The organism is Maridesulfovibrio spiralis (SeqCode), from assembly GCF_048571135.1.
Lineage (GTDB): Bacteria > Desulfobacterota > Desulfovibrionia > Desulfovibrionales > Desulfovibrionaceae > Maridesulfovibrio > Maridesulfovibrio spiralis.
This window is the reverse complement of record NZ_CP182344.1, coordinates 3,756,176-3,769,683: the sequence shown is the minus strand read 5'-3', so window position 1 is coordinate 3,769,683 and position 13,508 is coordinate 3,756,176. Positions and strand designations below refer to the sequence as shown.

The following is a 13,508-nucleotide window of genomic DNA, read 5'->3' as shown; positions in this document are numbered from 1 at the left end:
ACTTAGACCAAACCAGACTTGACGCCCCTCTTTTATTTGACCTTTCTCTGGCTCGCGTCGATGCATGCCGCTTGATTTATGCGCGTTCTCAGTGAGAAAACCCTCCTATTCCAAAACAGTATAAAGATTTTGATCCTTCAAAGAATATTGGGAATCCAGATAGTATCGCCATCACTCCATGACCAGAAAATTCACAACTGAAAAAGGGGAGTGAAAACAGATACAAATATAAGGAATCGACATTGGTATGAAATAGACATAACCGCCCCGCATGAAATGAAATTATAACATTATCACTGTAGTCTTACGTCCTTTTTGCACACCGCCACAAGAAGGGGATATTACTTTCAAGTAAAATTAACTTTTTCACTTAATCGATAGCTAGTACTGCGGTGAATGTGGCGGTTATTAGACGCAGGTTTTGCGGTGATTGTGTGGGAGGATTACCAATAGGGCTATATCGGCAACCTAATTAAACATGTCGTCCCGACTCCTTCATCACTCTGCAACTCAATTACACCTCCATGTTTGTCGGTTATGATTGAGTATGCTAGCGCTAACCCTTGACCTGAACCTTCTCCAATCTCTTTGGTTGTAAAGAAAGGATCGAACACTCGCGGCAGGATATCGGCAGGAATGCCTACCCCATTATCATGGATTATAATTTCAAACCACTTATCTACATCTCGGGTCTGTATAGTGATGAGTCCTTTGATGCCACTGTGCTCATATTTTTGTTTTAATGCGTGAGCAGAGTTAATTACTATATTAACAAACACCTGATTCAACTCACTAATATAACAGGGCACAAAGAATTTATCGTCTTTAAAATCAAAGACGACATCTGCATGATACTTCCATTCATTTCTACATATTACACAGATATTTCTCAGTGCGTCGTTAATATCCGCAATATCTTTACTCTCAGATCCAGGATGTGAAAATTTTTTTAAAGCACTAACGATAGCTGAAATCCTATTTACACCCTCAATTGATTGCGAAATTGAACTGGGAAGTTCTTTGAAAAAATATTCAATATCCTGTTTATCCCACTTATTTTGCATGTTTTTCTGGCTAGTCTTGCGGACAAAATCCAAATCATTGCTACATTTACCCAAAAAAGAACTGACCCCATTAAAAGCATCGCTCATGAATTTCAAATTGGTCCCAATATATTGGACGGGAGTGTTAATTTCATGAGCTATACCGGCAGACAGCTGCCCGATGAATTCCATTTTTTGCGACAATGCTAACCGGCGCTCCAATTCCTTCCTGTCAGCTATGTCAAATAGAATCACAATAAATTTACTTTTCCCATCAAAAATATCTTCCAAAACAATTCTCTGGATCGGAATCAACTGACCATTGTACTTTGATATTCTAAGTTCCATTTCCGCATTCATGTCATCGCTTACAGAGCAGAATGATATTTTTTTACCGCTAAAACTTACACAGTTAAGGACATCAACATTCATACCTACATAATTTTCTTCTGCCCCTTGTAGCATTTCTAGAGCAATATCGTTTATTGTTTCAATTTTCAGGCTTTCGCGATCAACAATTACTATTCCTGCTTTTATTCCAACCAAAATTTTATGAAGCAACTCTTTAACCGCTATCAAATCTTGTTTACCCTTCAATCGTTGAATGGCCAAAGCAAAAAGGTTTGTAAAGGGTTCGAGAGTCTCTATATCCTTTTCAGTATATTCGCCGGATTTATTGGCCAGTATAACTTGCCCAAGTATTTTTTCACCGAGCAACACCGGAACACTGAGTACGTTGTCCAATTCAATGTGCCCATCAGGAATGCCGGTGGATGCATAGTGATCAGCAACATCATTTGTAAAAAATGGTTTTCTTGTATTAAGACAGTGTCCCCATAAGGACATGAATTCACCATCTTTATTTGACTTGAGCATTGACGACTCATCCACAGAATCAACCCGGCAAGAATTCAGGGTGTTACAAATAATCTGGTCACCCCCCCTTTCGGCATCAAATATGCCTATACAACCATATTTACTCCCAGTGAGCCTTATAACTTCTTCAAGAACAACTTCTGCAGAATTCTCGATTGTTGCATCAGGTCTCATGATCAGCCCGTATAGTTTTACAAGAGCTGAACTGATACTAAGATTTTGTTCTAAAATTTCCTTAGCCTTAATTTGCTCCGTAATGTCTATTATGGCAAGACGGCAATCCTGAGAACCTTCATAAACAAAAGCTTCAAGACGAACATGAGGACCGTTCTTTTTATCCTTAATTAACTGCGTTTCAAAAGCCACCTGTAAATTGGTCTCGAAAACTTTTTCAATAAACTGGTTGTAACCAGGGAGGGATTCGTAAGCAAAAAACAACTGTAAACGAGTATTAATGATTTTTTGTCGCTCTGTTTGCAGCAGCTTTGTTCCTGCTAGATTTATGTGACGAATGGTCCCACTTCGGCTTATGGTGAGGTAACCGACAGGGGAAAAATCATAAAGGTCTGCATAATTGTCCCGAGATTCTTTCAATTCTATATGCGTTCGCCGCAACTCCTCGTTTTGTAATTCCAACTCAATTTGATGAATCTTCAACTCTTGAATGATGGTCTGCAATTCCACGGAATTATCAGAAGACGACAAGACATAAGGGCTATCCTTCACCTGAGCTTCTGCACGACGACGCAAAGTCTCTCGGTTCATATATTTATCATCATCCTTAACCATGATAAAAACCTCCGATTCGCTCAGCCGAAGAATGAAACACTGTCATATCTGTTAATCATGCCCCACTTCAAATAAAAGGCAAAAACGATCAGGACTTGCACCCGCCCTATAGGCAAAACCACGTATTTTTTTCCCTACCCGTCCGTGATGCTGTTCAAAACTATTTGGCCTACCCGTCATAACCGTTTCCTTACATGAATTAAAAGAGTTCTCATCAATCCCCGGCCATATTTCATGCAAAGTCTTTTTTACATCAGATGCTCTCATCAATTTCTCATAGGCCGCATTAACAAAAACAACCTGCGCCTCAATAAAATTTCCCTTTTCGTCAAAAACAGAATCAAGCAAAGCAAATGGATTCGGCATTTCCTTAAAAAGAGCTAAAGCCTCACGTTCTTTCATTCTCAACTGCGCCTCAAGATCTTTAGCCTTACTTATATTGGAGAACGTAATTACCAATCCATTTATCCTGTTGTCCTCTGTCCGATAGGGCATAATTCGAACCTTATACCACATACCGTTTAAACTAGGAATATCCTTTTCTGAGTATACCAACGACTTCATTACCTCTTTTGCGTCCTTAGAAATGTCCGGGTAGTCAATATTTGAAACAATATCAGTAAAAGGGCGACCGACATCTCCGGGTAAGAGTTTAAAAATAGTCGTGGCCTGCGTCGTGAATCTACGAATATTGAGATCATCATCCAAAAACAGAGTCGCTATATTGGTGCTGTCGAGCAGGTTTCTCATGTCATTATTAGACTCATAGAGGTCATCAACCTTTGCTTTCAATTCCTGATTGACAGTCTGCAACTCTTCATTCATTGACTGCATCTCTTCCTTGGAAGTCATCAGTTCTTCGTTCATTGACTGGAGTTCTTCATTGGTTGCTTGCATCTCTTCGTTACTAAGCCTAAGATCTTCCTGTGACGTATACATCTCATGTTTAATTAATTGCACTTCTTCATGAGCCTGCTTTAAATTTTGCTTTAAAATATCTATAGTATCTACATTCTCTCCATTAACCGCATCAACTTCATCATATGTTTTATCCGGAGAGCAGCGTTCTATAAAAACAACCATTAAAACATTCTTTACATGACTAAATCTATCTAATGGTTGAATAATAACATCCACAAAATAGAAACTATCTCCGTTATCTATATGAACATCTTTAATTGTTGTGACAGTTTGATCTCGAAAAGCTTGCATAAAAGCTGAGCTAAGGCGAAAACGTAGGCCTTCACGAGCCATTGCGAACAAATTCCAATTAGCCTTCCCTGCTGGAGGTTCCAGAAATTTTCCAGTGCGGCCGCTAATATTTAGTATGTCACCATCACTGGTAGCCAGGACAGCAGCTGGAGCATATTTTTTTAAAATCAATTGTTCCATCAGAGTTTGTGCATTAGGCATAGACATAGGCATTTTAGGTGGTTGCAGTTTAAGAACGGAAGAGTAAACAGGATTAATCCTGTGAGAGAAATGTATTGGAGAGTAAAATCCATCAGTATCACGACGTTTGTAAAGTCTCATTTTAACATCGACAGGACTGAAAAGGTTGGTAAATATCCCTATGCCTTCCGAGCTTCCAAGAAAGAGCACACCGTTTGGATTTAGACTGTAGTGAAACATGGGAATTAGTTTCTCTTGAAGCTCTTTATCAAGATATATAAGCATATTACGACAGATAATGACATCAAGCTTTGTAAATGGCGGGTCCATAACTATGTTTTGCGGTGCAAATATCACGGTCTCCCGGATATCTGGCAAAACCTTCCAGAATTCCCCTTCCCGTTCAAAAAATTTGAGCAATCTTTCCTTTGAAACATCTACTTTTATATTCTCAGGATAAACTCCCATACGAGCTTTCTCGATAGCATCGCTATCAAGGTCGGTAGCAAATATCTGAATTGACATTTTTTTAGGGTCTACTTGAGCTTCCAGGACTTCTTTGAAAATCATTGCGAAAGAATAAGCCTCTTCCCCGGATGAACATCCGGGCGTCCAGACCCGCAAAGTTCCACCATCAGGAAAATCTTTCATCATTGCAGGAAGAATTTCCATCTTGAGGTATTCCCATATCTCCGGTTCACGAAAAAAAGAAGTCACCCCGATTAGTATTTCCTTAAAAAGAAGACCCACCTCCTGAGGATTCTCTTGCAAAAAACGAACGTATTGAGAAATTTCATATATCTGATGCACGACCATACGTCGTTCAACCCGTCTCGAAATAGAGTTCTGTTTGTACTGAGAAAAATCATGTCCCGTTTGTGAACGAAGAATGATTATTACTTTTTCCATTGGACTCGGGTGCTTTATTTCCGACATTTTATTGAAACTCACTGCTAGCATGGTAAAGCTATTTATAATTTCATACGGCAAATCTGATGCAGGAGCGACAACATCAGCTAATCCTGCATCTATACAACTAAGAGGCATACTATTAAATTTCGCAGATTCAGGATCTTGCACAAATGTCATGCCGCCATTTTCCTTGATAGCTTTTAAGCCAAGCATTCCATCTGACCCCATGCCCGAAAGAACAACACCAATAGCTTTCATACGCAAGTCTTGGGAAAGTGAATTGAAAAATGAATCTATAGGGAGACGCAAACCACGTCGCTGGGTAGGTTCAAACAGGTGCAACACACCATGTAGAATGGACATATCCTTACCGGGAGAAATAATATAAACATGGTCGGGCTTAATCCGCATGCCATCCACAACTTGCAATACAGGCATCGAGGTATATCGCTGAAGCAAACTGACCATGCTATCCTTTTGCGACTGATCCAAATGCTGAACGATAACAAAGGACATACCGCACCCATCAGGAACATTGCGTAAAAAGAACTCCAGTGCCTCAAGACCACCAGCAGAAGCCCCGATACCGACGACAGGAAACTCTAGCGTCCCATCAGTAATGGTTCGATCATTATGCGAGTCCGGATTTTCTGCCGAGTTTTCTTTTTTTTCAGGAGCACAGTTATCTAGATCCACTGCTGTCTCTTTTTTCATAATTATTACCTTCGATTAAACACATAAACCAATCTATATATACTGTTTCTTAGAGGGAAGAGAAATTTTAAAATCAAGTTTATTATTATAACAGGACGACACTCAGAACACTACTTAAAATATTTTTTTAAGAATTCATATTGCGTCCCCCTCCGTTTCCGAAAAGGAATATTACTGGGGTTATGAGCGTTTGGAAAACGCTATCGAATAGGTTCAGTTCAGCGGTTTGAAAAGGTAAAAAAGGAGAACCTCTTCTATTTCAAGAGGAAATGTCAGATCAAGTCGGAACTAATACAATGTATACTACCCCTCACCCAACCGATAACTAGTACTCCGCCCGCCTCCGGGGTTCTGCACCAGTATTCCGCGTTCCTTCAAATCTTTGATGTCACGCAGAGCTGTATCTGTGGAGCATTTTGCAAGCTTGGCGTATTTTGAAGAATTCATGTAGCCTTTGAAGTTTTCATCGAGCATACGTTCAAGCACGGACCGCTGACGGTCATTGATCGACGACTGTTGGGAAATTCGTTCCCAGAGACTGGCTTTATGGAGTACGTGACTCAGCGTGGATTCGGCATTAATCAGGGCTTCTTTCAGGCAGTCCAGAAACCACTCCAGCCATTTTGTTATTTCCGGTGTGCCGCACTGCTGCCGCTCCAGATGGGAATAGTAATCCTTGCGCTTCAACTCAATCTGCGTGGGCATGCTGTAATACCGCTCCGCCGCCCCATCAGCACGAGCCAAGGTCATATCCGCGATGGTACGCGCAATACGCCCGTTGCCGTCTTCAAAGGGGTGAATGGTAACAAACCACAGGTGGGCGATTCCGGCACGCAGAACCGGATCAGTGTCATCTTCGCTCTCGAACCATTCCAGAAATCGAGCCATCTCGCCTTCGAGTCGATCCGCATGTGGAGCTTCAAAGTGGACTTTCTCACGTCCCATAGGGCCGGAGATAACCTGCATGGCTCCGACTTCCGCAGGCCGCCAGTCTGCAACGGTAATCCGCTTTATGCCGCTGCGCCCCATTGGGAAAAGAGCCGCATGCCAGTCGCAGAGCCGATCTTTGGTCAACGGCTGCGCATATCGCTGAGTGGCATCGAGCATCATTTCAACTATGCCGTCCACATCACGCCCTGCCGGTTTCAAGCCGGCAATGTCGATTCCAAGACGCTGGGCAATAGAAGACCGTACCTCCTCCGGATTGAGGAGTTCCCCCTCTATAGCTGATGAATGAACTATGTCATTAGTGAGAGTCTTCAGGCCCGCCTCATTTCTCAGATCAAAGCCCAGATTACCGATCTTACCCAGCAGCACGCCCTGCCGATGGCGCACGTCTGCCAATTTGGAAATGAGCTTTTCGGCGTTCCATGAGAAGTTCGGCCAGTCTTGATGTTCGTGTAGGGACATTGTTTTTTGGGGTGTTTGCGGTGAATGCGGTGGATATTCGCCGCAGGTTTTGCGGTAATTGTAGGGGGTGGATTTTGGGCAATGGCAATGGAATCCATACTTGGCATTAGGATTCTGCCCCATAACGCTTGACGTGACACCCTGTGCGTTATATGTTTAATTCATGATTAAGTCATTTAAGAATCGTGAAACAGAAAAGTTGTTTAAACGCGAGTATTCACGGATTATCCCTAATCAACTAGCTAGAGCGGCTTATAAGAAATTAATTCAGATTGATTCAGCTCATGATCTTAAAGACTTAAAAGTTCCTCCGGGCAATCGGCTTGAACTTTTAAAAGGCAATAGAGCAGGACAATATAGTATAAGAATTAATAATCAGTACCGAATCTGTTTTGTATGGGAAACGGACCACGCTTCACAGGTGGAAGTAACAGATTATCACAATTAGGGAGGTAAATATGGCAGATTTTAGCCCAGTTCATCCCGGTGAAATTTTACTGGAAGAGTTCATGGAACCATTGGGACTAAGCCGCAACAAGCTTGCAACGGCTCTTTGTGTTCCAGCACAGCGCATTGGACAGGTGGTGAAGGGACAAAGAAGTATCACCGTAGATACTGCCATGCGATTAGCAAAATTTTTCGGAACAACTCCGCAATTTTGGCTAAATATTCAGCAACGATATGATCTTGAAGTTGCAAAGGACGATCAGCTTGTTACTCGCATTGATAGAGAAGTGCGGACTTGCGAAGAACTTCATTTGTGCGCTTGAATTAAAGGTAATTAAACACAATAAAACCGGGGTTATCTGCTTAGATAGCTCCGGTTTTTTATTTGGAAATCATCTTTTCAGCGTTCCATGAAAAGTTCGGCCAGTCTTGATGTTCGTGGAGGGGTATTGTTTTTGGGGGTGTTTGCGGTGAATGTGGCAGTTATTCGCCGCAGGATTTGCGGTGATTGTAGGGGGTGGATTTGGGGCAAAGGAAGATATCACCAGCATACTCCTAATCAATCTAAAGGGAGCCCAAAAACTTATCATCCATAATATTTACTTTTACGAACATTAAAAGCAGGCATTGCTCCTTCAAGGACATTCACTATTTTCTCATTAATTTTTGGGTTCTCAATACTACCTGAGAGAACTGAAAATGAATAATTATTATCTTTGTTTAATGAGACATGAATTATTTGTTCAGCATCTGATACGACTGCTAAATTGGGGTTATGAGTTACCAAAATTATCTGACGTCTTTTTTTGGCCTTACGAATGAATGGCACCAAAATTTTTGCAACACTATTATTATCAAGATTGTCTTCAGGTTGATCAATTATCAACGGAATATCATTCTTATCTAACAATAAATAAAAAACTAAAAGCAATGCCCCCCTTTCCCCAGGAGATAGCTGTTCTAATTTCTTATCACCTTGCTTTAACTGATAGTTATAATTCAAAAATTTGAGCTTGAACAAATAATCATACAACCCGTACAGATCATTAACTTGGTCAACGACTGCTCTCTTCTGCAACTTCTGCCCTTCGCGACGGTCTTCATTTAGAGCACATAATAATTTTTCCAGTAGCCGGAGAACTTCTTCTTCCGCATCAAAATTAACATCTGCAATTAACTCTTCAAATTCTTTATCTGCACCTTCTCTCGAACGAAAAGTTCCAGCTTTTGCTTGATTTATAAAATGCAAAAAATCTGATTTGAATTTAGAATCGGCAACCATCGCAGCATCGATGCCTATTTTATAATCTCCAAGTATGTCAGCATTATCATCAATGACTTCGGTCAAACTTTGCTTAGCACTTTTATACACTTCAACAATTTCATATCGCTTTTTATAAATATCTCTGACAATTGATTTCCTATCTTCATATTTATCAGACAACTCTGCACTCAACTCTTCTTCAATATATTTAAGTTCATTTACATACCAGCTTATTGTTTTGGCAGATGAAGGTTCACCAATTATTTTCTTCTTTTCATTCTCCCAAACAAGCTTGGCATTTAGGTAAGATTGGTATGTTTGTTGATCTGAATCCAACCGAGATTGCTTCTCTTTAAGCTGAGATTTTAATGATAGTATTTGATCAGGAAGTGATTTGGCATTATCTGCTTCATTTTTTTTCCCGAGCAGCGTTTGTACTTGATCAAGATTTCCTTGCTTAATAGAAACAATGTCTTCTAATGGAGTTAGGTTAAAGTTGACTGAAAACAAATCATCCACATTTAGCTCGTACTTGGAGACGGAATCATGAATTCGGTCTTTAAATATATCATACTCATTAGATTTTGCTAAAATCTCATGTCGAACTTCTTTCAAAAGTTTAAGATCTTGTAGCAATTGAAACTGTGTTTTATTGATACTATCAACAGCTTTCTCTAAACTATCAATCTGCGATTTTAATCCATCTATTTCAGCTAATGCAGCCTCATTAGCCTTTTTCTTTATCGGATCTTCATTTGGATCAGACACAGATGCGGGCTCAATAAGAGCAAGTAATTCTTCATTTTTTTTAGCCAACTCACTGTCAAGTGTCTGCTTATATGTTTCAGTTGTTTTAGACTCTAATTTTATAATTTCAAAATTTAAAGCATCAATCCTTTCAAAGAGAACTTTCAGCTCAGCATCAACTGTTTTCTCTTTGGATTCTACCAACTCCGTAAAATTACTTGAGCCATATTTTTCAACATCAGCAATATGTGAAAAAACTACGCTTTCAATTTCTTTTTGAAATTTCTTTGCATCCTCAATTTCGTTCGTCAATTTTTCAAACTGACCTTGAGGGATATATTTTGCTTCAATAACAGCAGTTGGGTCAGAAGAACCATTTAAGTTAAAAGGCTCTCTTTCATCACTATCCCAAACTAAAATCGCCTCAAAATTTTTAGCAACTTGTCCATTCCGAATTCGAAATTTTTTACCTGTCAAAAAAGAAAAATCCCCTCCATTATAATTAGCACACAAAGCAACAATATCAGCAACTGCGCTTTTACCACTGCCTTTATTGCCGATAATGGCGACTAATTCCTTGTTAAATGGGATCGAAATATTATCAAACCATCTCCCATGGCTCCCAGAATAACCAGCAACATGAGAAACTCTTAATTCCTTAATATACTTTGTTCTATTAACTGCAACACGGTTAAATAGATCAGGCTTTTCACCAATAAAAACACGTTCTTCAGGTTCATTAATTATCTGTAGTAACCCTTCAAAATTTGGATCAGCTTTTATCCAACAATTTTCTTTTAATTCATAATTTTTACAATCATGATTGTCCGAACAAATAATCATTGGCAAAGTCTTTTTAATCGCGGGAAAAACAATATTCCTATAATCAACCTGATCTTCTGGTTTACCCAATTCATAAATATCAACATTCTTAGCAATATCGACCTTTTGAGCCATCGTATGCGGAAGTGAATTTGTAATAGTTTCAACAGAGCTATGTTTCCTCCCTGAATGAATAGAGACGACTCCACCTAAGCTATGAATTAAATTTACTGTATCTTCTAAATCGCAATAGACCTCATTTTCCTTCTTCCCTTCACCAATAATTTTTCGAATAGCTGTCTTATTTTGTATTTGGCCCCAAATGTATGAAAGATTGCATGTTTCAGGAAAAACACCGATAAAATGAATCGGTTCTTTCCCTCTAGCGTCTGACAAGAATTCAATGCCAGGAAGTACTGTGATGTTACTAAAACTACCAATATTTTGTAGTTCAGTAATCATATCGATATCCATCACATGGTGGTCAGTTATAGCGATAACTGAAACATTTTGAGCTATGACAGCCCGCATGATATCATCAGATGAAAGACTCTTGTCCTTATAGTCATAAGAAGCCGGGGTATGAACATGTAAATCCCACTTGCGCCATTCAGCACCCTTGCTAAATTCCTTCATTCGAACAACCCTTATACTGACATACTAATTTTAATTTTAACTTGGCTTAATTTCTCGAAAAAACATACGCCTCTTAAATTAATTTGTATAGCTATTTTATACCAATGCAACACCACTAAATATTCAATCGTCGAACTCTTCCGACAGCTGTACTACTAAACAACTTATGAAAATCTTTTCTGTCCTTTTTCTGTAAGTTGGAAAACAGCTCTTTCACAGGTTTTGGATTAGATATCGGGAAACATTTTTCAATATTTATCCCCACCACGAGTACCCACACGAGTACACCAATCTCACCAACTTAAAAAATCAATACATACCGATACAATACACAACCAATTCGATATCCCCCGCCAAAAACCACACACCCTATATCAACCATCAAAACCAATAAATAAGCCCCCAGAAGGCATAACTTCCGGGGACTTTTTGTGACAATGGTAATGAAGGATTAATTGTTGCCGGAATTCAATTGAACGATAGTTCCTTGCAGCTCCTCTGCCATAACTGCCAGATCGGCAATGGAGCAGGCGGACTGCTGCGCGCTGTCTGTTGAACCTTCCGCCAGCAATGCAATGTGTGAAACTGTTCTTTCAATATCTTTGGATGCGACCGACTGCTGACTGGCGGCTAATGCTATGCCCTCAATCTGTTCAGCCACGTTGTCGGACAACCCCTGAATTTGTTTGAAAACATCTACGGAATTATTGACCTCACTATCAGCCGAACAAGCAAAAGCGAGGGCCTTTTTTACACCTTCGATGTTTTCATGGGTCCGGTCCTGTATGCTGGAAATACAATTATCGACTTCCTTGGTAGCAACCATAGTCTTCTCAGCCAGCTTACGGACCTCATCAGCGACTACGGCAAAACCTTTGCCGGCCTCCCCGGCCCGGGCAGCTTCAATGGCTGCGTTCAAGGCCAGAAGATTTGTCTGATCGGCAATTTCATTAATAACTCCGACAACTTCACCGATAGACTCAATTTCGGTTCCGAGACTGATCATATCGCTCTCAAGGTTTGAAACCGTCCCGGAAACCATCCCCATGGCATCTCTTGCCCGAAAGACCACCTCGATTCCACCTCCGGCTTCCTTTCTGGCATCATTAGCGGTGCAGGAAACACCTTCCGCTTTTTCCGCAACCTCCTTGGCGGTAAGATGCATCTGCTCCACAGCTGTAGCCGAAGCATTCATATGCCCCTGCTGCTCCAAAGCACCATCGGCAATTGCCTGCGTCCTGACTTTCAAGTCAGCGGAAGCATCAGTCAAACGCAGGACGATTGCTTCCGCCCTTGCAGATGCCCCGGTTATTTTCTCCATGAGAGAAAGAGTATAGTTCTGCTGCTCAACAGCCTCATCTCTGGCTTTCTCTGCAAGTACGGCCTGATTTACGGCATCCTGCTCCAGCAAACGGGCCTCATCAATACCATCCTTGAGTTTGCCGACCATACCGACCAAAACATCGCGCAGCTCCTGTAGTTCCGCTGCAAACGTTCCTTCCGGCGCGCAGTCGAGCTTTCCTCCGGCCACAGACTTTGCATACAGGCCGAGTCTTTTCAGCGAGGAAGAAACAGTCAGCATCACCCAGAGCAGGATAAACAGGACCGCAACCCCCACCGCAACTTCTATGGCGATAACCGTATAGCCGATAACTGCGGAATCACGCTTCAGCTGCTCAGAACTTATGCTTAGAATTTTATCATACAACGGCTCCACTGCCCTAGCGGACTTGATCAGTTCAGCCTTGAGATCGATTATTGAATTTTCCAGCGCAATATATCGGTGAAAGGCTTCGCTGTAATCATTAAGAGCAGTAAGCAGAATCCGGGCGCGCTCCTCAGGAAAGGAGGCCTGCACCTCGTCCCTGATCCGCAGAATCATGGAATCAACTAGATTAACTGGTTTTTCACCGCCGCGAATTATATAATTCTTCTCCTGCCTGCGCATCTGAAGCACAAGAATAAGCAACTCGGAATTGATTGTGCCTTCCTTGAAAGCTTCTTCCATGTTTCTTGCCGCATTGATGAAATTCCAACGCAGCCCCTCGTTCATAGTAAGGCCTTTTAATACATAATGATTATGCACTTCAGTCAGGAATTGCTTATAAGCGTCTATGAAGCCCACCACCCTCACACATGGTTCCTTCAAATCAGACGAAAAAGATTGGACCTCGACCACTTTCTTTGCCGAGTCCCCCGCATGCTTAATCGCCTTATCAAAAGAAGAGGAGTCCATGCGCAGTATGAAGTTTTTCTCCTGCCTCCTCGCCTGCAAAAACAATTCAACCCCTTTATTCGCAAGCATCTCGACTTTACGACTGTTTTCAATAACCCTGTCACCCCAATAATTTACGCCAAAGATAGCGACAAGGCCCATAAGCGATGTCATAAACACCAACATTAATTTTGCTTTGATACTCATAATGACTCCGTGCACCACTCTTTACGTTGTTTAA

General features: G+C 41.0%; 7 protein-coding genes. 2 read left to right on the top strand and 5 right to left on the bottom strand.

Features of this window, described 5'->3' with window-relative positions; all coding sequences use genetic code 11:
• Positions 1 to 455: 455 nt before the first annotated feature.
• The 3 genes from ACNI29_RS16870 to ACNI29_RS16860 all read right to left on the bottom strand — a co-directional run bounded on the left by ACNI29_RS16870 (position 456) and on the right by ACNI29_RS16860 (position 7,136).
• Positions 456 to 2,708, bottom strand: a complete 2,253-nt coding sequence (locus tag ACNI29_RS16870) for a GAF domain-containing protein (protein ID WP_419779538.1) — start codon at positions 2,706 to 2,708, stop codon at positions 456 to 458.
• A gap of 51 nt (positions 2,709 to 2,759) precedes the next feature.
• Positions 2,760 to 5,726, bottom strand: coding sequence for a chemotaxis protein CheB (locus tag ACNI29_RS16865; RefSeq protein ID WP_419779537.1), 2,967 nt, complete (start codon positions 5,724 to 5,726; stop codon positions 2,760 to 2,762).
• A 303-nt stretch (positions 5,727 to 6,029) separates the two neighbouring features.
• Positions 6,030 to 7,136, bottom strand: coding sequence for a Fic family protein (locus ACNI29_RS16860; protein WP_419779536.1), 1,107 nt, complete (start codon positions 7,134 to 7,136; stop codon positions 6,030 to 6,032).
• A 163-nt stretch (positions 7,137 to 7,299) separates the two neighbouring features.
• On the opposite strand from ACNI29_RS16860, the gene ACNI29_RS16855 reads away from it, so the two are divergent.
• Together ACNI29_RS16855 and ACNI29_RS16850 are read left to right on the top strand one after the other, a co-directional pair.
• Entirely contained in the window at positions 7,300 to 7,584 is a 285-nt protein-coding gene (locus tag ACNI29_RS16855; RefSeq protein ID WP_415717471.1) for a type II toxin-antitoxin system RelE/ParE family toxin, read from the top strand.
• Between the two features lie 10 nt (positions 7,585 to 7,594).
• Positions 7,595 to 7,906, top strand: coding sequence for a HigA family addiction module antitoxin (locus ACNI29_RS16850; protein ID WP_419779535.1), 312 nt, complete (start codon positions 7,595 to 7,597; stop codon positions 7,904 to 7,906).
• Between the two features lie 263 nt (positions 7,907 to 8,169).
• Here ACNI29_RS16850 and ACNI29_RS16845 read toward each other — a convergent pair whose 3' ends face one another.
• On the bottom strand, positions 8,170 to 11,052 hold the full coding sequence (locus ACNI29_RS16845) for a TrlF family AAA-like ATPase (protein ID WP_419779534.1): 2,883 nt from the start codon (positions 11,050 to 11,052) through the stop codon (positions 8,170 to 8,172).
• A gap of 451 nt (positions 11,053 to 11,503) precedes the next feature.
• The gene (locus tag ACNI29_RS16840; RefSeq protein WP_419779533.1) at positions 11,504 to 13,474 is read right to left on the bottom strand and encodes a methyl-accepting chemotaxis protein; all 1,971 of its coding nucleotides are present in this window, start codon (positions 13,472 to 13,474) and stop codon (positions 11,504 to 11,506) included.
• Between the last annotated feature and the right edge of the window lie 34 nt (positions 13,475 to 13,508).